Annotated in this window: 22 protein-coding genes; 10 read left to right on the top strand and 12 right to left on the bottom strand. The window is 72.5% G+C overall.

Annotation, left to right across the window (positions count from 1 at the left end; all coding sequences use genetic code 11):
- Positions 1 to 113 precede the first annotated feature (113 nt).
- From ABD343_RS13240 to ABD343_RS13255, 4 genes are all read right to left on the bottom strand, one after another.
- A complete protein-coding gene (locus ABD343_RS13240; protein WP_344527501.1) occupies positions 114 to 2447 on the bottom strand; it encodes an ABC transporter permease in 2334 nt (777 codons plus the stop codon).
- Positions 2444 to 3184 carry an ABC transporter ATP-binding protein gene (locus tag ABD343_RS13245; RefSeq protein ID WP_344527503.1) on the bottom strand — a complete coding sequence of 247 codons (741 nt, stop codon included), beginning with the start codon at positions 3182 to 3184 and terminating at the stop codon, positions 2444 to 2446. Before ABD343_RS13245 ends, ABD343_RS13240 begins: the two co-directional genes overlap by 4 nt.
- The gene (locus ABD343_RS13250; RefSeq protein WP_344527505.1) at positions 3181 to 3705 is read right to left on the bottom strand and encodes a PadR family transcriptional regulator; all 525 of its coding nucleotides are present in this window, start codon (positions 3703 to 3705) and stop codon (positions 3181 to 3183) included. Before ABD343_RS13250 ends, ABD343_RS13245 begins: the two co-directional genes overlap by 4 nt.
- Positions 3706 to 3778: 73 nt before the next feature.
- Positions 3779 to 5224 carry a catalase gene (locus ABD343_RS13255; protein WP_344527507.1) on the bottom strand — a complete coding sequence of 482 codons (1446 nt, stop codon included), beginning with the start codon at positions 5222 to 5224 and terminating at the stop codon, positions 3779 to 3781.
- Between the two features lie 223 nt (positions 5225 to 5447).
- Here ABD343_RS13255 and ABD343_RS13260 point away from each other — a divergent pair, with 223 nt between their 5' ends.
- On the top strand, positions 5448 to 7199 hold the full coding sequence (locus ABD343_RS13260; protein ID WP_344527508.1) for an alpha/beta hydrolase: 1752 nt from the start codon (positions 5448 to 5450) through the stop codon (positions 7197 to 7199).
- Positions 7200 to 7416: 217 nt separating this feature from the next.
- Here ABD343_RS13260 and ABD343_RS13265 read toward each other — a convergent pair whose 3' ends face one another.
- The 4 genes from ABD343_RS13265 to ABD343_RS13280 form a co-directional block, all read right to left on the bottom strand.
- Positions 7417 to 8763 (bottom strand): AI-2E family transporter, encoded by a 1347-nt coding sequence (locus ABD343_RS13265; RefSeq protein WP_344527510.1) that lies wholly within the window; start codon positions 8761 to 8763, stop codon positions 7417 to 7419.
- Positions 8764 to 8923: 160 nt separating this feature from the next.
- Positions 8924 to 9697, bottom strand: a complete 774-nt coding sequence (locus tag ABD343_RS13270) for an aggregation-promoting factor C-terminal-like domain-containing protein (RefSeq protein ID WP_344527512.1) — start codon at positions 9695 to 9697, stop codon at positions 8924 to 8926.
- A gap of 396 nt (positions 9698 to 10093) precedes the next feature.
- The gene (gene phoH2 / locus ABD343_RS13275) at positions 10094 to 11419 is read right to left on the bottom strand and encodes an RNA 5'-3' helicase PhoH2 (RefSeq protein WP_344527514.1); all 1326 of its coding nucleotides are present in this window, start codon (positions 11417 to 11419) and stop codon (positions 10094 to 10096) included.
- A 350-nt stretch (positions 11420 to 11769) separates the two neighbouring features.
- Positions 11770 to 12531: an isoprenyl transferase gene (locus ABD343_RS13280; RefSeq protein WP_344528548.1), complete on the bottom strand. Its 762-nt coding sequence runs from the start codon at positions 12529 to 12531 to the stop codon at positions 11770 to 11772.
- Between the two features lie 108 nt (positions 12532 to 12639).
- Here ABD343_RS13280 and mgrA point away from each other — a divergent pair, with 108 nt between their 5' ends.
- On the top strand, positions 12640 to 13731 hold the full coding sequence (gene mgrA, locus ABD343_RS13285) for an L-glyceraldehyde 3-phosphate reductase (RefSeq protein ID WP_344527515.1): 1092 nt from the start codon (positions 12640 to 12642) through the stop codon (positions 13729 to 13731).
- A gap of 144 nt (positions 13732 to 13875) precedes the next feature.
- Here the strand turns inward: mgrA and ABD343_RS13290 are convergent, their stop codons facing one another.
- Both ABD343_RS13290 and ABD343_RS13295 read right to left on the bottom strand, forming a co-directional pair.
- Entirely contained in the window at positions 13876 to 14631 is a 756-nt protein-coding gene (locus ABD343_RS13290; RefSeq protein WP_344527517.1) for a prepilin peptidase, read from the bottom strand.
- A gap of 282 nt (positions 14632 to 14913) precedes the next feature.
- Complete coding sequence (locus ABD343_RS13295; RefSeq protein ID WP_344527519.1) at positions 14914 to 15888, bottom strand: helix-turn-helix domain-containing protein; 975 nt, start codon at positions 15886 to 15888, stop codon at positions 14914 to 14916.
- A gap of 81 nt (positions 15889 to 15969) precedes the next feature.
- On the opposite strand from ABD343_RS13295, the gene ABD343_RS13300 reads away from it, so the two are divergent.
- The 3 genes from ABD343_RS13300 to ABD343_RS13310 all read left to right on the top strand — a co-directional run bounded on the left by ABD343_RS13300 (position 15970) and on the right by ABD343_RS13310 (position 17463).
- Positions 15970 to 16224, top strand: coding sequence for a hypothetical protein (locus tag ABD343_RS13300; protein ID WP_344527521.1), 255 nt, complete (start codon positions 15970 to 15972; stop codon positions 16222 to 16224).
- A gap of 65 nt (positions 16225 to 16289) precedes the next feature.
- Entirely contained in the window at positions 16290 to 16460 is a 171-nt protein-coding gene (locus ABD343_RS13305) for a hypothetical protein (RefSeq protein ID WP_344527522.1), read from the top strand.
- 94 nt (positions 16461 to 16554) lie between these two features.
- Positions 16555 to 17463, top strand: a complete 909-nt coding sequence (locus tag ABD343_RS13310) for an LppU/SCO3897 family protein (RefSeq protein ID WP_344527524.1) — start codon at positions 16555 to 16557, stop codon at positions 17461 to 17463.
- Positions 17464 to 17479: 16 nt separating this feature from the next.
- On the opposite strand, the gene ABD343_RS13315 is transcribed toward ABD343_RS13310, so the two are convergent.
- Entirely contained in the window at positions 17480 to 18097 is a 618-nt protein-coding gene (locus ABD343_RS13315) for a hypothetical protein (protein ID WP_344527526.1), read from the bottom strand.
- A gap of 162 nt (positions 18098 to 18259) precedes the next feature.
- Between ABD343_RS13315 and ABD343_RS13320 the strand changes: the two genes are divergently transcribed.
- The 5 genes from ABD343_RS13320 to ABD343_RS13340 all read left to right on the top strand — a co-directional run bounded on the left by ABD343_RS13320 (position 18260) and on the right by ABD343_RS13340 (position 21622).
- Positions 18260 to 19444: a winged helix DNA-binding domain-containing protein gene (locus tag ABD343_RS13320; protein ID WP_344527528.1), complete on the top strand. Its 1185-nt coding sequence runs from the start codon at positions 18260 to 18262 to the stop codon at positions 19442 to 19444.
- 67 nt (positions 19445 to 19511) lie between these two features.
- Positions 19512 to 20096, top strand: coding sequence for a helix-turn-helix domain-containing protein (locus ABD343_RS13325; RefSeq protein WP_344527529.1), 585 nt, complete (start codon positions 19512 to 19514; stop codon positions 20094 to 20096).
- A complete protein-coding gene (locus ABD343_RS13330) occupies positions 20093 to 20242 on the top strand; it encodes a DUF6126 family protein (RefSeq protein ID WP_344527531.1) in 150 nt (49 codons plus the stop codon). Before ABD343_RS13325 ends, ABD343_RS13330 begins: the two co-directional genes overlap by 4 nt.
- A 70-nt stretch (positions 20243 to 20312) precedes the next feature.
- Positions 20313 to 21092, top strand: coding sequence for an MBL fold metallo-hydrolase (locus tag ABD343_RS13335; protein WP_344527532.1), 780 nt, complete (start codon positions 20313 to 20315; stop codon positions 21090 to 21092).
- Positions 21089 to 21622: a GNAT family N-acetyltransferase gene (locus tag ABD343_RS13340; protein WP_344527534.1), complete on the top strand. Its 534-nt coding sequence runs from the start codon at positions 21089 to 21091 to the stop codon at positions 21620 to 21622. The genes ABD343_RS13335 and ABD343_RS13340 overlap by 4 nt, the downstream gene beginning before the upstream one ends.
- On the opposite strand, the gene ABD343_RS13345 is transcribed toward ABD343_RS13340, so the two are convergent.
- The gene (locus ABD343_RS13345; protein WP_344527536.1) at positions 21601 to 22395 is read right to left on the bottom strand and encodes a hypothetical protein; all 795 of its coding nucleotides are present in this window, start codon (positions 22393 to 22395) and stop codon (positions 21601 to 21603) included. The two genes, ABD343_RS13340 and ABD343_RS13345, sit on opposite strands and share 22 nt — an antisense overlap.
- Between the last annotated feature and the right edge of the window lie 24 nt (positions 22396 to 22419).

A 22419-nucleotide genomic window follows, 5' to 3' on the forward strand; every position in this document is an offset into this window, starting at 1 on the left:
TTAACGCAGAGGACCCGCTCCTGACGAGACCCCGCCGCGTGCGGCCCGAAGGATGAGGCCCCGGCCGGCACGGGGGACCGGCCGGGGCCTCGGTCCGTTCCGTACGGAGGCCGCTATTCCGTACGGAGGCCGTCGGGCCGCATCAGCCGCCACAGCGGCGGCAGGCTCACCAGCGTCACCGCGACGATCATCGCGGCGCCGCCCGCCACGATGGGCAGGAAGCCGAACCAGTCGACGACGGGCCTGCCGAGCATCCGCATCAGCACCCAGCCCAGCGCCGAGCCGAAGACCACCGCCAGGGCCAGGCCGAGCACCACGGGCACGGCGGTCTGCCACAGCACCGAGGCGCCCAGCGTCGTGCGGCGGGTGCCGAACGCGACGAGGACCGCGAGCTGCCGCCGCCGCTCGCGCAGTTGCTCCAGCATCGAGACGATCATGCTGAGGCCGATCAGCACCAGCACACCCGCGGCCCCGGCGAGGACCGCGCGCCTGATGTCCCCGAAGAAATCCTCCTCCGAGGAGTCCCCGGCACCGCCCACGTAGAGGGAGGGGTTGGCCTGGTAGAGGGCGGTACGGGCACGCTCCAGGGCCTCGGGGTCGTCCGGGTCGACGCGCATCCAGCCCTCCAGCGTGGGCCAGTCCGTCTTCTCCGCCGCCAGCGCGGCGGGCGTGGCGAGCACGCCCTCGATGGGCATCTCGTCGTTCAGCCGCCTGCCCCGGACGTCGCGCGCCGAGTCCGGGACCGTCCAGCCGAAGCTCTTCTCCCGGGCCCCCTCGCTCGCGTCGAACCGCACCTTCTCGCCCGGCTCGGGGATCCGCACGTCCTCCATGCGCTCCCCGGACCGCGGGGCCACGAACACGTCGCCGTCGCGGCAGGCGCCGACGGTCGCCATCTTGCGCAGCATCTCGCAGGTGCCCACCGAGACGGGGACGATGACGTCCTCGTCCTTCGGCGTGTACCCGTACACGTCGACGCGGGCCATCGCCGCCGTGACCCCGTCGACGCGCTCCAGCTCCCGCTGGAGCGCGTCGGCCTGCCGGACCGTGGTCGTCGCCCCGGAGATCATGTACTGGCCCTTCTCGGCCTCCGAGCCCGGCAGGGCGGCGTCCGCCCCCGTGAAGAGGATCTGCAGGGCCACCGCACCGGCCACCGCGATGGTGATGCCGCTGACCGCGCGGGTCGCCGAGCCGCTGCCGAGCTGGAGCCGCCGCACGGCGAGCTGCCAGGACGGGAAGCCGCCGCGCAGCTTCCCCACGATCCGCTCCACGACCCAGGGCAGCAGCAGCGCGACGCCGCCCAGCAGGAGCACCACGCCGACGACGACCCGGGGCTTGTTCACCCCGGTCGCCCCGCCCGGCGGGCCGCTCACGACCGTCCCCGCCAGCGGCAGGAGCAGCAGCATGCCGACCACCGGCGGCACCAGCCGCCACCACAGGCGGCGCGGGCGCGGCTCGCTCTCCCGCACCACGCCCAGCGGCTCCACGGCGATCGCGCGCATGGCGAACTGGGCGACGGTGACCGCCACCAGCGGCACGCCGAGGGTGATCAGCGCCACGATGGGCCCGCTGGGCACGACGTCGGCGGGGAAGACGCTCAGCCCGAACACCGTGAGGCCGCCGACGGCCGCGCGCAGCGCCAGGAACAGGCCGCCGCCGAGCAGCAGTCCGAGCGCGGCGCCGACCAGGGACTCGCCCGCGACCATCCGGTGCGCCATGGCGGTGTCGGCGCCGACCAGCCGCAGCGCGGCCAGCCGCTGGTCGCGCCGCTCGCCGCCGAACCGCGCCGCCGTGCCGATGAAGACCGCGACCGGCATCACCAGCACCGCGCACGCGACGACGACGAGCAGGAGCAGCACGGGGTCGAGGGGCTCCTCGTCGACCGTTCCGCCGAAGGCCCCGTACCGCTGCGCGTCCTGCGGGTCGAGCTGGTCGGCGCCCTGGTAGAAGGCGAGTTCGTGGGGACCGAGCAGGCCCTCGTCGCCGATGGTGCCGACGACGCGGCCGTCGAGCCGGCGGGTCAGCTCCTCGTTGCCCTCGTCGTCCAGCGCCTTCCGCAGCGCGGGCGAGACGAGCATCTCGCCGGGCGCGGGCAGGCGGTCGACGCCGGGCGGCGTGACGGGGTCGTCGCCCTCGGCCTCGACGAGTTTCCCGTTGATGTCCTTGCCGTGGAACGTCGTTCCCGCCTCGGCCATCAGCAGCGAGTGCGGGCCGCGGTGGGGTTCACCGGTCCCGCCGCTCGTACGGGCGTCCTCGCGGACGTCCCGCTCGTGCAGCACGCTGGGCACGGAGGCGGCGAACAGCAGCACCGCGACCCCGAGCCCGACGCCGACGGCCGTGAGCGCGGTGCGCACCCAGCCCTGGCGTCCGCCCGCGAGCGCGAACCGGCCACCCATGACCAGATCACGCGCCCAGGCCCGCGGCCCTCCCGGGCTCGCGTATGCGCTCATACGCCGGACCCGTGATCCTTCACCCGGCCGTCGCGGACGACGACCTCGCGGTCGGAATAGGCGGCGACGCGGGTCTCGTGGGTGACGAGGACCACCGCGGCGTCGGTGTCACGGGCCGCCCGGGTCAGGAGCTGCATGGCGCGCTCCCCGTTGAGGGAGTCGAGCGCGCCGGTCGGCTCGTCGGCGAAGAGGACCCGGGGCCTGCCCGCGAGCGCCCGCGCGATGGCCACGCGCTGGCCCTGGCCGCCGGAGAGCTGGCCGGGGCGGTGGTGACGCACGTCGTCGACCTCCAGCCGGTCCAGCCATTCGCGCGCGGTGGCCTCGGCCTTCTTGCGCCCGGCGCCCGCGAGGCGCAGCGGCAGCGCCGCGTTCTCCAGGCAGGTCAGCTCCGGCACGAGCTGGCCGAACTGGAAGACGAACCCGAACTCCGTGCGGCGCAGCGCGCTGCGCGCGGAGTCCGACATCGCGGAGACCTCGCGGTCCCGGTAATGGACCGTCCCGGCGTCCGGCGGCACGATGCCCGCGAGGCAGTGCAGCAGCGTGGACTTGCCCGAGCCCGAGGGGCCCATCACGGCGACGACCTCGCCGGCCCGGATGGAGAAGTCCGCGCCGTCGAGCGCGGGCGTCGAGCCGTACGTCTTGCGCAGGCCCTGGGCCGACAGCAGCGCGCCGCCCGGGCCCGGTCCGGTGCCGGAGGCGGCGGCCTCGGTGACGGGGGCCTGGTGCGTGGCCGTCATGCACCGACCTCCTTCGCGAGCCGGTCGAGCCGCGCCGCGGCCGTCTCCAGCCAGCGCAGGTCGGCCTCCAGGTGGAAGAGCGCGTGGTCGCAGATGAGCTGGTCGGCCAGGTCGCCCTCGGTCTTGCGGCGGGTCAGCTCACGCATCAGCCGCAGGTGCTCGGAGCGCTGGGTGTCCAGCAGCTCGGCCCCGTCGCGCTGGGTGAGCAGCGCGAGGACGAGCTTGGTGTAGAGCGTGCTCTGGAGGTACGGCTCGGGCTTCTCGGGGCGGGAGAGCCACTCCTCGACGTCGGTGACCCCGGCGTGCGTGATCGCGTACCGCTTCCGCTCGGGGCCGCCCCCGGGCTCGATCCCGTCGACCTCCACCAGGCCGTTCTTCAGGAGGCGGGACATGGTCGAGTAGACCTGCCCGTAGTGGAGCGGCCGGTCGTGGCCGAACTTCTCGTCGAAGGCCCGCTTGAGGTCGTACCCGTGCCGGGGTCCGGTCTCCAGGAGGCCGAGCAGGGTGTGGCTGATGGACATGGGCCCACTCTAGCCGAGGCGTATACACCATGTGTATACGCCTCGGGAAGAGAGGTCGGCGCAAGGGCCGGAATCAGCCGCCGCTGACCTTGGCGGCCACGCGGTCGCCGAGCGTCTTGTCGACGTTCCGCCAGTACTGCACCGCGCGCTCCAGCACCGGGGTGCTCACGCCGCCCAGCAGATGGCCGGAGATGTTGTTCACCAGCCGGTCGCGGGCCGCGTCGTCCAGGACCTCGCGCACCATCGTGCCCGCCTGGCCCCAGTCGTCGTCGTCCCGCCGCAGCGTGTACGCGTGCCGCACCATCTCGCTGTCCTCCACGCTCCAGCCGACCGGCGGGAAGCGCCGGGGGTCGGCCGCGGGACCGCCGTAGGAGTTCGGCGCGTACGGCCGGGCCACGTTCGGCGTCACGTACCGCATCGGCCCGTCCTTGGCGTACGAGGCGGGCTGGACGTGCGGCCGGTTGGGCGGGAGCTGCGCGTAGTTCGGCCCGATCCGGTGGCGGTGCGTGTCGGGGTACGAGAAGAGGCGGCCCAGCAGCATCTTGTCCGGCGACGGGGCGATGCCCGGCACCAGGTTCGAGGGCTCGAAGGCGGCCTGCTCGATGTGGATGAAGAAATCCTCGGGGTTCCGGTTCAGCGTCATCCGGCCGACGTCGATCAGGGGGTAGTCGCCGTGCGGCCACACCTTGGTCAGGTCGAAGGGGTTGAACCGGTAGTCCGGCGCGTCGTCGAACGGCATGATCTGGACCCTCAGCGTCCAGGACGGGTGGTCGCCGCCCTCGATCGCCTCCCACAGGTCCCTGCGGTGCAGGTCGGCGTCCTCGCCGGCGAGCCGGTCGGCGTCCTCCTGGGTGAGGAAGCCGATGCCCTGGTCGGTCTTGAAGTGGTACTTCACCCAGAACTTCTCGCCCGCCGCGTTGATCCACATGTAGGTGTGCGAGCTGTACCCGTTCATATGGCGGTACGAGCTGGGGAGGCCGCGGTCGCCCATCAGCCAGGTGACCTGGTGCGCGGACTCCGGCGAGAGGGTCCAGAAGTCCCACTGCATGTCGTTGTCGCGCAGGCCGCTGCCGATGTGGCGCTTCTGGCTGCGGATGAAGTCCTGGAACTTGATGGTGTCGCGCACGAAGAAGACGGGGGTGTTGTTCCCGACCATGTCGTAGTTGCCGTGGTCGGTGTAGAACTTCAGCGCGAAACCCCGCGGGTCGCGCCAGGTGTCCGGGCTGCCCTGCTCCCCCGCGACGGTCGAGAAGCGGGCCAGCATCTCCGTCCGCCTCCCCGGCTGGAACAGGTCGGCCTTGGTGAACTGGCTGACGTCGTTCGTGACCTCGAAGAACCCGTACGCCCCGCTGCCCTTCGCGTGCACCACGCGCTCGGGCACCCGCTCGCGGTTGAACTGGGCCATCTTCTCGATCAGATAGTGGTCCTGGAGCAGGATCGGCCCGTCGGCTCCGACGGTGAGCGAGTGCTCGTCGCTCTCCACCGGGATGCCCACGTTGTTGGTGGTGTAGTCGCTCATCGAGCGTCCTCCGCTGTACGAGGGTGAGGTGCGGGATCCGAGACCGCCTTCCTCAGGAAAACCCGCCGACGCACTGTCGGCAACCGCGTGCGGGCGCCGCCGCGGGCCGCCCGGGCGCCGCGGGGCAACCCGGCCACCCCCCGCTGCGTCCGCGATCACGGACGTCGATACTTACCCGGGGACGAAGAGCACCGAAGAGCACTGAAGAGCGAGAAAGCGAGCGATGCGGGACATGGCGGGCGCCACGCGCCAGGTGATCAGGCGTCTGCTGAGACGTCCGTACTGGGATCCCCCGCACCCCTCCTGGGTCGTGCGCCGCTGGCCCGGACTCGCCGGGATGTGGGGCGCGACCCTCTTCTTCTGGCTCTCACTGACGCCCTCGCTCGTGCCCCGCCCCTGGTACCTCCAGGGCGTGATCGGCGGCATCACCGCCGCGATCGGTTACGCCATCGGAGCGCTCGCCTGGTGGCTCGTCCGGCTGCTGCTGCGGTTCGCCACTCACAAGAGGTGGCAGCTCTCCCGGCGGCTGCGGGCCCGGGCATGGCTCGCGTACTACGTGCTCAGCACCGGGATGACCATCGCCGCGCTCTCCTGGAGCGCCGACGCGCAGCGCACGCTGCGGCGGCTCCAGGAGATGCCGGAGACGCTGACCTGGCACTCGATGATGATCGCGCTGATGGCGATCGCCATCTGCTGGGTCCTGGTCGCGCTCGCCCGCGCCGTCCGGCTCGCCACCCGCAAGCTGATCCGGCTGCTCGGCCGCTACGTCCCCCGGCCCGTCGCCATCGTCGCCGGGCTGCTGATCAGCGCGACCGCCGTCACGGTCGGCACCCGGGACGTGATCTTCGAGCGGGGCATCATCGACGTCGCCGCGCACTTCGCCGAGGCCACCGACGAGGGCACCAAGGACGGCATCGTCCAGTCCGGCTCCCGCTATGTCTCCGGCAGCCCGCACTCGCTCGTCCGCTGGGACGACCTGGGCTACGAGGGCCGCAACTTCACCGGCTCCTCCCTCTCCCCCGGCGAGATCACCGCCGTCACGCACCGCCCCGCCGAGCAGCCGATCCGGGTCTACGTCGGCCAGGAGTCCGCCGACGGCTTCAAGGCCCGCGCGAAGCTGGCGGTGCGCGAGCTGGAACGGACCGGCGCCTTCCGCCGCGACGTACTGGCCATCGCGGGCACGACGGGCCGGGGCTGGGTGAACTCCACGGACGCCGAGCCCCTGGAGTTCCTGCACGGCGGGAACACCGCGATCGTCGCGGTGCAGTACTCGTACCTGCCGAGCTGGGTCTCCTTCCTCGTCGACAAGGAGCAGGCGGGCCGCGCCAACCGCGCCCTCGTCCAGGCCGTACGGGAACGCTGGCTCCAGGAGCCCCCGTCCCGGCGCCCCAAGCTGCTCGTCTTCGGCGAGAGCCTGGGCGCGTACGGGATCGAGGCCGCGTTCGACGGCCCCGACGACCTGCTGGCCAAGGTCGACGGGGCGCTGCTCGCCGGGCCGCCGAACTTCTCCCCGATCCGCCGCGAGCTGACCCGCGAACGCGACCCCGGCAGTCCGGTCTGGCGCCCGGTGTACGCCGAGGGCCGCAACTTCCGCTTCGCGCAGTGGCCCCGCGAGGACCTCTCCCGGCCCGGGCCGTGGGCGAGGACCTGGAAGCACCCGCGTGTGGTCTACCTCCAGAACGCGTCCGACGCGATCGTCTGGTGGTCCCCCGACCTCGCCCTCCACCGCCCCGAGTGGCTCCGCGAACCCCTGGGCCCGGACATCACGGGCAACGTGGACTGGTTCCCCTTCGTCACCTTCTGGCAGACGACGGTCGACATGGCCGTCTCCTACGCGGTCGACGCCCCCCACGGCCACCGCTACGGCAACGGTTCCGTCGACGGCTGGCTGGCGGTGGCCCGCCCGAAGGACTGGACGAACGAGGACACGACCCGCCTCAGACAGCACATGGCCCTTCGGGAAGCACCGTACTAACCCGTGCCCCTCTTGCGGGTTCCGAGCACGGGGTGCCCCGTCCTGTGCTTCGCGGTCTGCGGACGCGCGTCGGCTGGGCGCGCAGTTCCCCGCGCCCCTTGAGCGGCACCTCCGATGTGCCCCGTCAGGGGCGCGGGGAACTGCGCGAGCGGCCACGACGCACCCGCAGACCGCATGGTGCGGGAAGGGGCAGCCCCTGCCCCCCCCCGAGAGGGGGTCAGCTCTCCGCTGGGGAGACGGGCTTGTCCGTGGGAGTGCCCGGAGGGGAAGGCGCGGCTTCCACCTCGCGGAGCGCCTGCTCGTGGGCGTAGGCCTTGAGGTAGCCGACGACCGTGTTCGCGACGGCGACCAGGGGGACGGCGACGACCGCGCCGGGGATGCCGGCGATGAGCCCGCCGCCGGTGACGGCGAGGACGACGGCCAGCGGATGCACCCGCACCAGCCGCCCCAGGATGAACGGCTGGAGGATGTGGCTCTCGATCTGCTGCACCGCGAGCACGACGGCCAGCGCGAGGACCGCGCTGAAGATGCCGTTGGTGACGAGCGCGACCACGACCGCCAGCGCCCCGGAGATCACCGCACCCACGATCGGGATGAAGGCGAACAGGAAGATGAAGACGGCGAGCGGCACCGCCATCGGCACATCGAGGAAGTAGAGGCCGACGCCGATGAAGACGGCGTCGATGAGGGCCACTATCACCGTGCCCCGCACATAGCCGGTCAGCGTCTTCCACGCGCGCGGGCCCGCGCCCGCGACGCCCTCGCGCGCGGTCGCCGGGACGAACTTGAGGGCCCAGCCCCAGATCCGCTTGCCGTCGTAGAGGAGGAAGAGCGTCACGAACATCGACAGCAGCGCGCCCGAGAGGAACTCGACGACGACGGTGACGCCCTCGATCCCGGCCGAGGTGACTTCCTTGCTGTTGTCGCCGAGCCAGTCGGAGAGATTCTTGGCGATGTCGTTGATCTGGGCCTCGGAGACATGGAACGGGCCGTTCAGCGCCCAGCTCTTCAGCTCCTGGATGCCGTCCTGCACCTTGTTCGTGAGGGTGTCCAGGTTCTCCATGACCTGCCACACCACGAACCAGCCGACGAGCCCCATGATCACGAAGCCGCCGATGAAGGTGATGGCCGTCGCGAACCCGCGTCCCAGCCCGAGGCGGCGCAGCCGCGCCACGGTCGGCTGGAGCAGCGCGGTGATCAGCAGACCCGCGGAGAAGGCGATGATCAGCAGGCTGATGGCGCTGACCACCTTCATCAGCACCCAGACGACACCGGCGAGCACCAGCAGCCGCCAGCCGGCCTCGGCGGCGACGCGGACGCCCCACGGCACGGCCGCCGCGGGTTCCGGTTTCGCCGCTATGGCCGGGGCGTACTGCGGCGGGGGCGGCACCAGGCCCTTGTCCCGCTCCTCCTCGGCCGCGGCGTCGGCGGCGGCCTTGCCCGCGGCGCGGTCGTCCTCGGCCGCCTCGCCCTGGGTCTCGGCGTCCACCTCGTCCCGCCGCTCGGCGGCACGCTCGGCCCAGCGCTGCACCGCCGACCTGAGCCTGTCCCGTCTGCTCGCCATTCCGGTTCCTCCGCCCCCCTTGCCAGCTCGTTCGCGTACGCGTGTGAGGGACGACGTTACCCGGGCCCATGGTTGCTTCCGTACGACGACGCCCCCCGTGGAACCTTCTCGGTCCACGAGGGGCGGTCGTACGAGGCTGTGTGGTGCCCGGCCCGGTACCTCAGTACCAGTTGTTCGCCTGCCAGAAGTCCCACGCGCCGCAGGGGCTGCCGTAGCGGTCGTTCATGTAGTTCAGGCCCCACTTGATCTGGGTCGCCGGGTTGGTGCGCCAGTCGGCACCGGCGGAGGCCATCTTGGAGCCGGGGAGGGCCTGGACGAGGCCGTAGGCACCGGAGGACGCGTTGGTCGCCCGGTAGTTCCAGCTCGACTCGTGGTCCACGATGTTGGAGAAGCACTGGTACTGACCGCTGCCGACGATCTGCTTCGCCATCGACTGGACTTCGGCGGTCGAGTAGGAGCTCTTGGAGGGGAAGCTGGCGTCCGAGTCGCCACCGCCGCCACCGCCCTTGTCGGAGCGGTCCGAGTCGCGGCTCGCGGCCTGCGTCTCCAGCTTCTCGCGCTTCTTGGCGTCGGCTTCCGCCTTCTTCTTGGCGGCCGCCTTCTGCGCCTTCTCCTTCTTGGCCGCCGCGTCCTTGGCGGCCTGCTTGCGAGCGGCCTCCTCGGCAGACCTCTTGGCCTTCGCCTCGGCAGCGTTGGACGCGGTGTCCGCCTGCTGGTTGAGGGAAGCGGTCTGCACCTGGGTCTGCTGATCCGCAGGTATGTCTGCGAGGAGCGTCGCCTCAGCGGCGGTGGCCTCGACGTCGTTGGACGACGAGCCCTGGTCGCTGCCCGAGGCCACACCGACGACGGCGCCGACGGTGGTGACCGCGGTGGCGGACGCCACGGCGAATCCCCGGACCGAGATCCGAGCAGTCACACGGTTTCCTTCCAACATGCCCGCTGGGGTGACCTCGCGGGCGCAATCGTGCCCCTGGCACTGACCTCCCTCGTACATGGCCACGAGAGGTACTGGCCCGGTTGGGTCCCCCGAGAGGAGAGCCCGCGTGGTACTTCGGGCGGCATACGGCGACTGCTGTTCAGTTCTGTACTGCTGTGCTGCGTCGCACCATTGGTGGTGCGGGTGTGCCGTATGCGGGGCCTGACAGAACCCACACCCTGCCGGACGCGGACGCACGGAGGCAATTCCGTGTTGAGTGGGAAAGCTCACACGGCGTTTGGGGCTGATGATTCGAGGAAATGCGGGCGCAGCCGGGCCCCGTGAGGCTAGGCTGCTGCGCCCTTTCCCACGGGGCCCGGCTTTCGCGCGGTTATACCCCTGTATCAAAAACCGCTATACGCGCCCTTCTTCGAGCATTTCGGTCACCAGAGCGGCGATCGGCGACCGCTCGGAGCGGTTCAGGGTGATGTGGGAGAAGAGGGGATGCCCCTTCAGCTTCTCCACGACGGCCACGACCCCGTCGTACCGTCCTACGCGCAGATTGTCGCGCTGCGCCACGTCGTGGGTGAGGACCACGCGCGAGCCCGTGCCGATGCGGGAGAGCACCGTCAGCAGCACGTTCCGCTCCAGGGACTGGGCCTCGTCCACGATGACGAACGCGTCGTGCAGCGAGCGGCCCCTGATGTGGGTCAGCGGCAGCACCTCCAGCATGCCGCGCCCCACGACCTCCTCGATGACCTCGCGGCTGGTGACGGCCGACAGCGTGTCGAAGACCGCCTGCCCCCACGGGTTCATCTTCTCGGCCTCGGTGCCCGGCAGATAGCCGAGGTCCTGCCCGCCCACCGCGTACAGCGGGCGGAACACCATCACCTTGCTGTGCTGGCGGCGCTCCAGGACGGACTCCAGCCCCGCGCAGAGCGCCAGCGCGCTCTTGCCGGTGCCCGCGCGCCCGCCCATCGAGAGGATGCCGATGTCCGGGTCGAGCAGGAGATCGAGCGCGATCCGCTGCTCGGCGCTGCGGCCCTTGATGCCGAACGCCTCCCGGTCGCCCCGCACCAGCTTGATCCGCCCGTCGGCGGTCACCCGGCCGAGCGCCTTGCCCTTCTCGGACTGCAGGACCAGTCCGGTGTGCACGGGCAGTTCGGGCGCGTCGAGAGGGAGGGGGACGCTCTCGGCGGCGAACAGCTCGTCGATCTCCTCGCCGGGCAGCGTGAGTTCCGCCATGCCCGTCCAGCCGGAGTCGGTGATGGCCAGCTCCGCGCGGTACTCCTCCGCGAGCAGGCCGACCGAGGACGCCTTGATGCGGAGGGGCAGGTCCTTGGAGACGACGGTGACGTCGAACCCCTCGGCCTGGAGGTTCCTGGCGACCGCGAGGATCCGCGAGTCGTTGTCCTCCAGCCGGAACCCTGCGGGGAGCACGGTGGTGTCCGAGTGGTTCAGCTCGACCCTGAGGGTGCCGCCCTGGTCGCTGAGGGGGATCGGCGCGTCGAGCCTGCCGTACCGGATCCGGTACTCGTCCAGCCGGCGGAGGGCCTGCCGGGCGAAGTACCCGAGCTCCGGATGGTGACGCTTGGCCTCCAGTTCGGTGACGACGACTAGGGGGAGCACGACCTCGTGTTCGTCGAAGCGGTCCATGGCCGCTGGATCGGCGAGCAGCACGCTGGTGTCGATGACATACGTGCGCCGGTCGGACTCGCTGCGCTTCTTGCTGGTCACCACGGTGGGACGTACCCCCTCGGATGAGGTCGGGGAGCGACGGCGTCGCGGGGGAAGAGACCGGACCTGGCCCGCGCGTGACGGGCCGGGAACCGGCCCTCCGCGTCCTCCGGCCGAACCGGGGTCCGGCCTCGCGGCCTCCCGGTCCGGGCGGCTGTCCGTGGTCTGCAAACGGGCCTCCCGGGGACCGGCCCGTGAGGGGCACGGTCTGGAATGGATATTCCCCTGGGAATGCCACCCCATGCAACGCCCTTTACGGGCCACCCAAAATGGGACATACCCGACCGAATTTCCCCTGGCATGTCCCCCCGTACAGAGGGATACGTGTCCCCTATATAGGGGGCAGCTTCCCGTCAGCTCCCGTAGCGGCGGTGGCGGGCGGCGTAGTCGCGGAGGGCGCGGAGGAAATCGACCTTGCGGAAACCGGGCCAGAAGACTTCGCAGAAGTAGTACTCGGAGTGCGCGCTCTGCCAGAGCATGAAGCCCGAGAGGCGCTGCTCGCCGCTGGTGCGGATGATGAGGTCGGGGTCGGGCTGGCCGCGCGTGTAGAGGTGCTCGGAGATGTCCTCGACCGTGAGCGACTCGGACAGCTCGTCGAGGCTCACGCCGTGCGAGGCCCGGTCGGAGAGGAGGGAGCGGACCGCGTCCGTGATCTCCTGGCGGCCGCCGTATCCCACGGCGACGTTCACGAGTATGCCCTGGTTCTCCCCGGCCTCCTGCTCGGCCTCCTTCAGGACGCGCTGCGTGCGCGCGGGGAGCAGGTCGAGCTGGCCGACGTGGTGGACGCGCCAGCGCCCGTCGGCGGCGATGTCGCGCACGACGCCCTCGATGATGCCGAGCAGCGGGACGAGTTCGTCCTTGGCGCGGTCGAGGTTGTCGGTGGACAGCAGCCAGAGCGTGACGACCTCGACGTCGGTCTCGGCGCACCAGCCGAGCAGCTCGCGCACCTTGTCGGCACCGGCCTTGTGCCCCTGCTCGGTGGTCCCGCCGGAGGCGCGGGCCCACCTTCTGTTGCCGTCGAGGATGACCCCGATGTGCTTCGGCACCTGTGCGTGGTCGAGACGGTCCTCCACCCGGCGCGCATAGAGCTTGTACACCAGGTCGCGCAGCTTCATGGGAATGGCCAGCCCCTCCGTGCCGAGTCGGGAATCCATGGAGCTTACTGCCGCTCGGCCGGGCGTACGAAGTCGGGCCGGTCAGAGGCCGATGAGAGGATTTGGCATATGACGCAGCACGTACCATTCCCCGCTTCCCTCTCGCCTTTCCCCTCTCTCCCGTCCACGAGCCTCCACCGGGCCGACGACGCGCGGTACGAGTCGATGGAGTACCGGCGCACCGGGCGGTCCGGCCTGAAGCTGCCCGCGATCTCGCTCGGGCTGTGGCACAACTTCGGCGACGACCGCGCGCTGGAGACCCAGCGGGCGATCCTGCGCCGCGCCTTCGACCTCGGCGTCACCCACTTCGACCTGGCCAACAACTACGGACCGCCGCCCGGCTCCGCCGAGCTGAACTTCGGCAAGCTGCTCCACCAGGACTTCCTGCCGTACCGGGACGAACTAGTCATCTCGACCAAGGCCGGGTACGACATGCATCCGGGCCCGTACGGCGAGTGGGGCTCGCGCAAGTACCTGCTGTCCTCGCTCGACGCCTCGCTGCGCCGGATGGGCCTCGACTACGTCGACATCTTCTACTCGCACCGCTTCGACCCGGACACCCCGCTGGAGGAGACGATGGGGGCCCTCGCCTCCGCCGTCCACCAGGGCAAGGCGCTCTACGCCGGGATCTCCTCGTACAACGCGGCCCGTACCCGCGAGGCGGCCGGGCTGCTGCGCGAGATGGGCGTGCCGCTGCTGATCCACCAGCCCTCCTACTCGATGATCAACCGCTGGACCGAGGAGGACGGGCTGCTCGACGCGCTGGAGGAGGCGGGCGCGGGCTGTATCGCGTTCGCGCCGCTGGCCCAGGGGATGCTCACCGACAAGTACCTGTCCGGCATCCCGGAGGGCTCGCGCGCCTCCCAGGGCAAGTCGCTGGACCCGGGCCTGCTGACCGACGAGGTCGTGCGCCGCCTGCGCGGGCTGAACGCGATCGCCGAGCGGCGCGGCCAGTCCCTGGCCCAGATGGCGCTCCGCTGGGTGCTGCGCGACCCGCGGATGACGTCCGCGCTGATCGGCGCGAGCAGCGTGCGGCAGTTGGAGGCGAACGTCGACGCGCTGCGCGCGGACCCGCTGGGCGACGACGAGCTGGCCGAGATCGACGCCCTCGCGGTGTCGGAGCCGGGCGCCAACATCTGGGCCGCCAGCAGCGACGGCTGAGCCCGGAGAACACCCCGCCGAACGAAAAGCGGGCCGGTCCGTGGGGGGATACGGACCGGCCCGAGGGGGGGTTTCCACCATAGCCCCTCGGGGGCGATGCTCAGCGCATCAACAACCGTGTCGCGCAAGCGGATCCGCCGCGGCTCAGGCGGCCAGTCCGCCCAGCGCGACCCCCGCCAGAGCCCCGAGCACCATGAAAGGCCCGAAGGCCAGGGCGGTGCCGCGGCCGGCGCGCCGGGTCAGTATCAGCGCGACGCCATAGACGGCCCCCACCAGAAAGCCCAGGAAGGCTCCAACAAACAACACATCCCAGCCGTACCACCCAAGAGCTACCCCGAGCGCGAGCGCCAGCTTGACGTCCCCGAAGCCGACAGCCCGGGGGCTGATGACAAAGAGGACGAAATACGCGCCGGCCAGCACGGCGCCCCCGCCCAGCGCCCGCCCCCAGCTCCCCTCGGCACCCGGCAGCAGCGCGGCCAGCCCCAGCAGGGCGGCCGCCCCGGCGGCGAGCGGCAGCGTCAGCACGTCGGGCAGCCGGTTCACGCGGCGGTCGACGGCGGAGAGCAGCAGTCCGCAGGGGACCATCAGCAGCCACACGGCGAGTTCGGGCCGCGGCCCGACGGCCGCCGCGAGCCCCGCGCAGACGAGTGCGCCCGGGACGGCGAAGGCCCGGCGCCCGCTTCCGTGCGCCCCTGCGCGCGTGGCGCGCTCCGCGCATGTGGCCGGTCCGAGCCATGCCCGTACGCGCCCCTGGTCCGCGTACGGGTGCCCGTCCGGGCAGGCCTCGCGCCACGCCTCGTCCGGCTCCACGGAGAGCCGGTAGGCGGGCCGCGGCAGCAGTGCGCCGGCGCCCGCGCCGTACGCGGCGGCCCCCGCGATCAGTACCCATGGCAGCAACACAGTGTGAGCCTACGTCCCCTCACCGCCCCGAAGGGGCCCCATACGTCGGGGCCTGCCCCTCAGGGGCGCGGGGAACTGCGCGAGCGGCCACGGCGCAGCCGCAGCCTGCGAAGCACAGCCCGGGGCAGCCCGTACCCAGCCCTCATGTCCGCGCGCCCGGCGAAGGGGGCTGCGCTTGCCGGCCCTGCTCCCCCAAGCTCTTCGAGCAGGGGGTACCCCCAATGGCAGACCTCCCAAGCGCAGCAGGGAGAAGTGGGGGCCTGCCCCCGTTGGGGGCGCCCCCTACTGCGTGGGGGCCGCGGCGGTGCCGCGGAAGGTTCGGCGGTAGGACTGGGGCGTGGTGTCGAGCCGCCGCAGAAAGTGGTGGCGGAGCGCCGCCGCGTTCCCGAACCCGGCCCGCACTGCGAGAGCGTCCACCGTGAGGTCGGTCTCCTCCAGCAGATGCTGCGCGTACAGCAGCCGCTGCCCCAGCACCCACTGGTACGGCGTGGTGCCCGTCTCCTGGAGGAAGCGGCGCGCGAACGTGCGGGGCGCCATGTGGGCGCGGGCGGCGAGGCGCTCGACGGTGACGTCCTCGTCGAGGTGCTCCTGCATCCAGCTCAGGGCCGCGCCGATCGCGTCGTCCTGCCGTACGGGCGGCAGCGGGTGCTCGATGTACTGCGCCTGGCCGCCCTCGCGGTGCGGCGGGACGACCATGCGGCGGGCTATGGCGTTGGCCACCCTGTTGCCCTGCTCCTTGCGGACCAGGTGCAGGCAGGCGTCGATGCCCGCGGCCGTACCGGCCGAGGTGATCACCGGGTCGTCGTCGACGTAGAGCACGCCGGGCTCGATGAGCGCCTCGGGGTGGCGGCGGGAGAGGGCGTCCGTGTACCGCCAGTGCGTGGTGCAGCGGCGCCCGTCGAGCAGCCCGGCCGCGCCGAGCACGAACGCGCCGGAGCAGACGCCGAGCACCCGCGCGCCCCGGCCGACGGCGGCGCGGAGCGCGTCGAGCAGGGCGGCGGGGAAGTCGCGCTCGGTGTACCGCTGGCCCGCGGGGACGGCGATGAGGTCGGCCTCCGCGAGCCGTTCGAGGCCGTGCGGGGTGTCCATGGTGAAGCCGGGGTGGGCCCGGATGGGCCGGGGTTCGGCGGCGGCGAGCGCGAAGTCGTACACCGGCAGGCCCTGTTCGCTGCGGTCCATGCCGAAGACCTCGCAGACGACGCCCAGTTCGAAGGCGTTCACGCCGTGCGTGAGGACGGTCACCACGTTCGTCAGCATGTTCCCAGTGTGGCAGTAATTCGATGCCGGGCGACAGCCCTGCCACTGCCGTACGCGGCCCGTGAGCGCGAGCCTTGAGTCATGCCGAACGCACTCGAAACCGCCCTCAACGTCCTCATCTCCCTGACCCTGTTGGCACTGCTGCTCGGACCCGAGATCGTCGGCCATCTCCGCGAGCGCCGCATCGACCGTCAACTCCGGGATGCGGAACGGGGAATCCGCCCCTCGGACGGAACACTCCCGGACAAGGCCGCGGAGAAGGAGATTGCGGTGCATCTCACACCGGTCGCGGACAGGCCCGCATGCCGCGGCGACGACACCTGCACCGCTGCCTGACCAGGGGAACCAACCACCCCGTAATGCCCCTGCCGTTGTCAGTGGAGGGCCGTACTGTAGGGGGCATGGAACCGACTTCCTCCGTGCCGCCCGTGTCCGCGTCCGCGGCGAACGAGGCCATTCGGGAGTTCGTCGCGGGCCGCACCGACTGGCCGAAGGACGCGCTCGCCGAGCTGGACCGCCTGCGCGCCGAGTGGCGCCGCGCCGTGCGCGCCGAGATCGTCCGGGCCGCCTGAGCCGCCCGCACCCTTCGCGAACGGGCAAGAGGCGTAGACCTTTTGGCCTGCAGGGGTCTCGTCAGCCGCCCCTTGATCCGGAAACATGTTCCTGGTGAAGAAGCTGCTGGAGCTGTGGCGGGGGCGGGAAGAGCGGAACGGGCAGGAAGAGCCCCCCGAGCAGGGCGATCCCGACGACCCCGAGGAGCGGGCGCGGCGCGGGCGCTGGCGCCTGCTGGTGGCCGGGGCGCTCTTCGCGACCCTCATCCTGCCCAAGGTCGTCAGCTCCGCGAGCTACACCGATCCGGCGCTCGCCCAGCCCTCGCCGAGCGGCTCGGCGTCCACCGTTCCGGCCTATCCGTCCTCGGGCCCGACGAGCGGCCCGACCGTCTCCCCCAGCTTCCCCTCCCTGCCGACGACCTCGCCCTCCTCCACGTCCTCGGACGCGTTCCCGGAGCCCGGCTCGGGGCCGTCGAGCCCGCCGACGAGCGGGGCGCCCTCCCCCACGCGTGCGGGCGGCGCCTCCGGCGACCCGGCGGCGGACGCCTTCCGCGCGGTCCGCGCGGGCCACTGTCTCACCGTGCACAGCACCGGCAAGGGCTGGAGCCGCGCGGCCCCGACGAAGGGCGCGCGGGTCGGCTGCGGCAGCGATCGGGCGTACGTCCGTGTCACCTCCGTCCGCGACGACCCCGGCTCCTGCCCGGACGGCAACGGGCGCGACGCGTGGTCCCACACCGCGAAGGGCCGTACGGTCGCGCTCTGCCTCACCCGGCAGTACCGCGTCGACGAGTGCCTGCTCGCCGACGGCGGGGGCGGCGAGATGCGGGCCGCGCTCATGTCGGCGCCCGCGTGCGGCGGCGAGCCCTCGAAGCCGTACGACCGGGTGCTGCGCATCAGCAGCATCCACGCCAAGGACGCCGGCTCGTCCAAGGGCCTGTGCGCCCGCGGCGACAAGGACCGCGAGCGGTACTGGACCTGGCGCGTGGACGGCGGCCGCTACACGCTCTGCGCGCGGGAGGCGTGAGCGAGCCCTCCGGGGCTCAACCGGGCGGCGTGTCCCGGGTTTCCGGGGGTTCCGGGGATTCCCGGGATTCCTGGGGTCCCCAGGGCTCCCGGGGTTCCCGCCGGGTGGCCGCCGCGACGGCCACGCCGCCCAGCACCAGCGCGAAGGGCAGCGCGAATCCCGCGAGCGCGAAGTAGGGGATCCCCGCGAGGGCGAGGACCACGCAGTACGCCGCGCCCAGCAACGAGAGCACGCACTGCGTCCGGGGCGGCCCCTCCCTGTTGAACCGCACGACCAGCGCCGCGCACACGGCCGCCCACAGCGCGGCGCGCGGCTCGTGGAGCGTCAGCGCGTCGCTCGCGTCCCGCGCCAGCCGGTACCAGCCCTGGTCGCCCAGGGAGTCCTGGAGGCGGGGGAAGTCCTCGGCGTACGAGGGCAGTCGGGCCCCCGCGCGGACCTTCTCGCCGAGCGCGGTCACGTCCTCCCGTACGAACTCGCTGATGAGCAGCAGCGCGGCGCCGAGCGCCTGGGCGACGCCCGCCGCCCAGCCGGTCGCCCACTTCCGCACCGCGGGAAGCGGTGCGGGGCCGTCCGATCCGGGTGCCGTTCCGGGTGCCGTCCCGCCCACCGTCTCCACGACCGTCGCCTCCGCCACGTCCCCATCCCTTGCCACGCCCGCCCGCCCCCAACCCCCTGAGCCTCACCCTCTGTTAATGATCACCCCAAATCCGTGCGGGGTCGAGGTGTCTGCGGCCTGTCGTCGCCCGCGCGCCGTCGAGGACAGCCGTTGACCGCGAGGGGTCGTAACGTCGTCCGCATGCCGACAGAATTCGCGTGGACCGACGCCAACGCCCGCCGTCTCGCCCGCAACGGGCTCACCGCGCCCGCGCGGGACGTGTCGCCCGCCGACGTCGCCGCCGACATGCTGGGCGCGCACGCGCAGGTGATGGCCGCCGGGGAGGTGTCGCTCGCGATGCGGATCGCGGGTGCGACGCGTACGGACGTACAGGACGCGCTCTGGGACGCGCACTCGCTCGTGAAGACGCACGGGCCGCGCGGCACCGTGCACCTGCTGGCCACGCGCGATCTGCCGATGTGGACGGGGGCCCTCTCCGGGATCCCGCGCCGGGCCGGGGCCCCGGCCAAGGGGAAGGACGGGCGTCCGCTGCTCACCCCCGAGCAGGAGACGGAGGTCGTGGCCGGGATCGGGAAGGCCCTGGCCGAGGACGAGTTGACGGTGGACGAGCTGACGGAGGCGCTGGGCGGGATCGTGGGGAGCTGGGCGGTGGACCCGGTGATGGACGCGTTCCAGACGCTCTGGCCGCGCTGGCGCGCCGCCACGCACATCGCGGCCCACGCGGGGACGCTCTGCTTCGGGCACAACCGGGGCCGCAAGGTCACGTACACCAACCCGCACCGCTGGCTGCCCGGGTTCCGGCCGCTGCCCGCCGCCGAGGCGCACACCGCGCTCGCCACCCGCTACCTGCGCGCGTACGGGCCCGCAGAGCCCGCGCACTTCGCCAAGTGGCTGGGTGCCCCCGGCGGCTGGGCGACGGAGCTGTTCGCCTCGCTGGAGGCCGCGGGGACGCTGGAGCGGGTGACGCTGGAGGGCGCGGACGCGTGGCGCGTGACCGGGGACGGGGACGGGGGCGAGCAGGAGTGGGCGCCGCCCGCTCCGCGCGTACGGCTGCTGCCGTACTTCGACGCGTTCGGCATCGCGAGCCACCCGCGCGCCCTGCTCTTCCCCGGCCGGGCCTACGAGCGTGCCCTCGCGGGCGGGCAGGCGGGCAACTATCCGCTGCTGCTCCTCGACGGCATCGTCGGCGGCGTCTGGCACCAGCGGCGGTCCGGGCGGCGGATCCAGGTGACCGTCGAGCCCCTGGAGCCGCTGGACGCGGCACGGCACGCGGCGCTGGAGGAGGAGGTCGCGCGGCTCGGGCGGATCCTGGACGGGCGGCCCGAGCTGACGGTCGGGACGGTGGCCGTGGGGCCGCACGCGTAAGAGCCCCGTTTTGCCTCAGAGGCAAAATTTTTGCCTCTGAGGTCAGGTGCGTGCCTTAATCGAGGGCATGAACCAGTACGCGCCGCAGATGCGGCGCCTGCGGCAGCGTGGCGGCCTCACCCTGGAGGCCGCGGCGCAGCGCGCCGGGCTCTCGCCCGCGCATCTGTCCCGCCTGGAGACGGGGAAGCGCCAGCCGTCGCTGCCGCTTCTGCTCACCCTCGCACGTGTCTACGGTACGACCGTCGGCGAGCTGCTCGGCGAGAGCCCTTCCGTCCCGAATCCGGTGGTGCGCGCGGAGGAGATGGAGGCGGCGGACGCGGGCGGCTGGCGCTACCGGCAGGCCGGGCTCGCGGGCCGGGCCATGCAGGCCCTCCACATCCACGTACCGCGCGGCCCGCAGCGCGATCTCGTACGGGTCCATCCCGGCGAGGAGTGGCTCTACGTCGAGAGCGGCGCTCTGCGCCTCACCCTGGGTGAGGACGAGGAGGTCCTGCACCCCGGGGACTCGGCGCACTTCGACTCGCTCACCCCGCATCGCCTGGAGTCCGCCTCGCCGCAGGGGACGGACCTGCTCTTCGTCCACACGCTGCTCCAGAGCCCCGCTTCCGATCTCTGCGTCCACACCGCCCCGAGGGGAGGCCGACACCCATGACCCCGGCCAAGGACGACACCGGCGCCGAGCGCGGCGACGGCCGCTTCCCGCGCGGCCTCGCGCTCCGCCTCTTCGCCTATCTGATCGCCGGCCACCTGCTGGCCGGCTTCCTCTACCTGCTCTTCGAGCTGGGCGGCGGGCAGTAGCCCCTCCCTGTTGCCGTCTCCCCCGGAAAAGCGATAGGTGCCGGACCGGGCGTCGTCCTACCGTGAGCCCATGCGACTGACGGTGCTGGGCGGGAGCGGCGCGTGGCCCACCGCCGACCAGGGGTGCGGGGGCTTCCTCGCCGAGCACGACGGCTTCCGCCTCCTGATCGACCCCGGGTACGCCACCTTCCCCCGCCTGCTGGCCTCCGGCCACCCGGCCGACGCGCTGGACGCCGTGCTCGTCAGCCATGGCCACCCGGACCACTGTGCCGACCTCAACCCGCTGCTGCGCGCACGCCGGTTGGCGGACGTCCCGGCCGCGCCGCTGCCCCTGCACGCCCCGCGCGGCGCCCTCGACGCGGTCCTGGCGCTGGACAAGCGGAGCATGCTGGCGGGGTCGTACCGGCTCCACGAGTTCTGGCCGACGGCGGAGAAGGGGGCCTTCTTCGAGATCGGCCCGTTCCGCGTGGAGGCCCGGCCGCTCCCCCACTTCGTCCCGAACGCGGGCCTCCGCCTCACCGCGCCGGACGGCACGGTCCTCGCCTACACGGGCGACACGGGGCCGAGTCCGCTCGTCCCGCACCTCGCCCGCGACGCCGACCTGTTCCTGTGCGAGGCGACGTACGTCCACGAGGTGCCGGACCCGTCGGACGCGCCGTACCTCCTCACGGCGGGGCTCGCGGGCACGTACGCGGAGCGCGCGGGCGCCCGCGCGCTCCTCCTCACCCACCTGTGGCCCGGCACGGACCCGGCCGCCTCGCTGGCGTCGGCCGCCGCCCGCTTCGGGGGCCCGACGCGGGTGACGGCGCCGGGCCTGACCGTGTCCCCCGGAACCGGAGACGAACGATGATCACCTGGCGCCGCCTCACGGAGAACGACTTCCCCCTGCTCAGAGACTGGCTGGAGCAGCCCCACGTGGCCCGCTGGTGGAACCACGAGACCTCCCCCGAGGCCGTCGCCCGCGACTTCGGGCCCGCCGCGCGGGGCGAGGAGCCCTCCGAGGATCTGCTGGCCCACCTCGACGGCGAGCCGGTCGGCCTGGTCCAGCGCTGCCGCCTGGCCGACTACCCCGACTATCTGGCAGAACTGGCCGCCGTCACGGACATCCCGGACGGCACGATGACCCTCGACTACCTGATCGGCTACCCCGCCCTGACCGGCCAGGGCCTCGGCCCCCGCCTCCTCGCCTCGGCCCTCGCGTCCCTCTGGACGGAACACCCCTCGGCCCCGTGCGTCCTCGTGCCGGTCGTCGTGGCCAACCGCCGCTCGTGGCGCGCCCTGGAGAAGACGGGCCTGCGCCGGGTCGCCGAGGGCGAGCTGGAACCGGACAACCCCGCCGACGGCCGCGCCCACTACGTCTACCGCGCGGACCGCCCCTGACCCGCAGCGCGCCGAACCCGTCGCTCCCGGCCCAGGGCGCCGCGCACCGTGATGCCGTATCCCGTACGCAGCCGCCGCAGCTCCCAGAGGGAGAGCGCCGTCACCGACAGCGGGGGCACGACGAGGAACACCGCGCGTACGGCCGCGGGCGCGACGACCGGCGGCTCGTCGAAGAGCTGGAAGACGAACATCGCCCAGACCAGGGCCGGCGACACCAGCGGCGGCAGCACCTCGTGCACGTCCGCCGTACGGAAGACGTAGTGCACGGCGAGGAGCGCCCCCGCGATGCCGAACGGGATCGAGAAGAGGAACACGGGCAGCGCGAGGAACACCCCCATGCCGACGCCGCTCACGCCCCCGGAGATCACGAACACGAACACGGCCCCGGTCCCGAAGAACGCCCCGATCGCGCGCAGCGGCTCGTGGACCCGCCCCCGGTAGACCCGCCGCAGCGGCGGCCGCGCGCACAGCACGAACACCGTCATCGCCACCGGGCCCGCCACGATCAGCACCCCGGCGCTGAGAATGACCTCCCCCAGCTTGCCGATGAACACGGCGCTCGGGTCCTCCCGCAACGGGTACGCGTAGAGCAGCCAGAGCGACGCCACCACGCCGATCGCCGTACGCCCGATCTGCGCCGCCTCGATCCCCGCGTCCACCACGCGGTCCTCCCGCGCGGGCCGGAACACCCGTGCCGCGAGAACGAACGGGAACGCGAGGCATCCGGCACAGCCGCGCGGGCGCGTACGGGGGCCACTGGGGTCAGCGCTCAACGTCTCTCCGGTCCACGGTGCCGG

Source organism: Streptomyces albiaxialis, assembly GCF_039530985.1.
Taxonomy (GTDB): domain Bacteria; phylum Actinomycetota; class Actinomycetes; order Streptomycetales; family Streptomycetaceae; genus Streptomyces; species Streptomyces albiaxialis.

Bases quoted from the DNA above. Each gene is read 5' to 3' on its own strand.
- ABD343_RS13240 (WP_344527501.1), bottom strand. From the start codon at position 2,447: ATGAGCGCATACGCGAGCCCGGGAGGGCCGCGGGCCTGGGCGCGTGAT.
- ABD343_RS13245 (WP_344527503.1), bottom strand. From the start codon at position 3,184: ATGACGGCCACGCACCAGGCCCCCGTCACCGAGGCCGCCGCCTCCGGC.
- ABD343_RS13250 (WP_344527505.1), bottom strand. From the start codon at position 3,705: ATGTCCATCAGCCACACCCTGCTCGGCCTCCTGGAGACCGGACCCCGG.
- ABD343_RS13255 (WP_344527507.1), bottom strand. From the start codon at position 5,224: ATGAGCGACTACACCACCAACAACGTGGGCATCCCGGTGGAGAGCGAC.
- ABD343_RS13260 (WP_344527508.1), top strand. From the start codon at position 5,448: ATGCGGGACATGGCGGGCGCCACGCGCCAGGTGATCAGGCGTCTGCTG.
- ABD343_RS13265 (WP_344527510.1), bottom strand. From the start codon at position 8,763: ATGGCGAGCAGACGGGACAGGCTCAGGTCGGCGGTGCAGCGCTGGGCC.
- ABD343_RS13270 (WP_344527512.1), bottom strand. From the start codon at position 9,697: ATGTTGGAAGGAAACCGTGTGACTGCTCGGATCTCGGTCCGGGGATTC.
- ABD343_RS13280 (WP_344528548.1), bottom strand. From the start codon at position 12,531: ATGAAGCTGCGCGACCTGGTGTACAAGCTCTATGCGCGCCGGGTGGAG.
- mgrA (WP_344527515.1), top strand. From the start codon at position 12,640: ATGACGCAGCACGTACCATTCCCCGCTTCCCTCTCGCCTTTCCCCTCT.
- ABD343_RS13295 (WP_344527519.1), bottom strand. From the start codon at position 15,888: ATGCTGACGAACGTGGTGACCGTCCTCACGCACGGCGTGAACGCCTTC.
- ABD343_RS13300 (WP_344527521.1), top strand. From the start codon at position 15,970: ATGCCGAACGCACTCGAAACCGCCCTCAACGTCCTCATCTCCCTGACC.
- ABD343_RS13305 (WP_344527522.1), top strand. From the start codon at position 16,290: ATGGAACCGACTTCCTCCGTGCCGCCCGTGTCCGCGTCCGCGGCGAAC.
- ABD343_RS13320 (WP_344527528.1), top strand. From the start codon at position 18,260: ATGCCGACAGAATTCGCGTGGACCGACGCCAACGCCCGCCGTCTCGCC.
- ABD343_RS13325 (WP_344527529.1), top strand. From the start codon at position 19,512: ATGAACCAGTACGCGCCGCAGATGCGGCGCCTGCGGCAGCGTGGCGGC.
- ABD343_RS13330 (WP_344527531.1), top strand. From the start codon at position 20,093: ATGACCCCGGCCAAGGACGACACCGGCGCCGAGCGCGGCGACGGCCGC.
- ABD343_RS13335 (WP_344527532.1), top strand. From the start codon at position 20,313: ATGCGACTGACGGTGCTGGGCGGGAGCGGCGCGTGGCCCACCGCCGAC.
- ABD343_RS13340 (WP_344527534.1), top strand. From the start codon at position 21,089: ATGATCACCTGGCGCCGCCTCACGGAGAACGACTTCCCCCTGCTCAGA.